The sequence below is a fragment of the Saccharopolyspora sp. NPDC000995 genome (genome assembly GCF_053599315.1).
The window spans coordinates 1-1,480 of record NZ_JBSFLZ010000326.1 but is presented as its reverse complement, the minus strand read 5'-3'; the positions used below and the strand labels follow the sequence as shown (position 1 = coordinate 1,480).

Annotated in this window: 1 protein-coding gene; it reads left to right on the top strand. The window is 65.5% G+C overall.

Translation table 11 applies throughout. The features are described 5' to 3' along the window. Positions 1 to 246: 246 nt before the first annotated feature. The coding region (locus ACWDKQ_RS36120) for an APC family permease (protein ID WP_450143233.1) at positions 247 to 1,480 on the top strand (1,234 nt) is incomplete at its 3' end.

Here is a 1,480-nt window from a genome sequence, read left to right as displayed (position 1 = left end):
GAAATTCGTGACGCGCGGGCGAGTGCTGAACTCGGTGCGGTCTGCGGCCGGGCCGCGCGACTGGAGAACTTCGAAGGTCACGGCCGGTCCGGCGACGTGCGCAACGCCCGATTCGGCTCAGCCCGTCTGGAATGGACTGACCACACGTTCGACCGCGCCTGAATCTCGCGGTCGAAGCGCCACCCGGCGCCGGTAGGAGAACCCCAGTACAAAAGCACTTCTCGCCCCTGGCCTCTGGAGGCCGTCATGCCAGCATCGCAGGAAGCCACCACCGCTCCCACGTCGCAATCGTCCCGAATCGCCGGCTCCTCTGCGGAAGACGCGGAACTGCTCGCGGCCTTGGGCTATGAGCAGCGGTTCGACCGCAAGGTCAGCCTGTGGGCGAACTTCGCCCTCGGGTTCGTCTACCTGTCACCGCTCGTCGGGGTCGCGTCGCTGTTCGCGGTCGGTCTGTCGGCTGCGGGACCATCATCGATCTTCTGGATCGTGATCATCGGGCTCGGGCAGCTGCTCGTCGCGCTGGTCTTCGGTGAGGTCGTGGCCCAGTTCCCGCTCGCGGGCGGGCTCTACCAATGGTCCCGCCGGTTGTGGAACGGACGTTACGCGTGGTTCACCGCCTGGATCTACATCTGCTGCATCACGATCGGGATCACCAGCACCGCACTGTTCAGTTCGGACTTCGTGGCCAGTCTGTTCGGTGGCACCGCAACGAATCCCGGGGTCAGCTCGACGCCTGCGCAGCGGCTGCTCATCGCGCTCGCCATCACCGTCGTGTGCATCGTGTGCAACAGCTTCGGGACCAGGACACTGGCTGTCATCTCGAAGATCGGCCTGGCCGCCGAGCTCATCGGCATCGTCCTGGTCGGCCTTTACCTGCTGATCTTCCAGCGACACAACCCGATCTCGATCTTCTTTCACGACATGGGCACCAGCCACGCGGGCGGCTACTTCGGTGCGTTCTTGGCCGCGTCACTCGTCGGCCTGTTCCTCTACTACGGGTTCGAGGCGTGCGGAGAAGTCGCCGAAGAGGTGCCGAACCCGGCGCGCAGCATCCCTCGTGCCATGCAGCTGACGGTGATCGTGGGTGGCCTCGCCGCGATCCTGGCTTTTGCCGGTTACGCACTCGCCGCACCGGACCTGGTCTCGATCATTTCCGGTTCGGACACCAACCCGATCCCGGCGATCCTGCAGAACTCCATCGGCACCGCGGGGACGAAGCTCGTCCTCGTGGTCACGCTCACGTCGTTCATCGCCGGGGTGATGAGCCAGCAGGCCGCCGCGAGCCGCATCGTGTTTTCCTTCGCCCGCGACGACATGTTCCCGGGCTCCCGGATTTTCTCCCGGGTGTCACGACAGCGCCGGGTTCCGTTCAACGCGCTGCTCGGGGTCAACGTCGCGCCGCTCCTGCTCTTCGTGTTCGTCTACTACTCGCCGGACTCGCTGGTGCGGATCGCCGCCTTCCAGGTGCTGGCCGGGTACG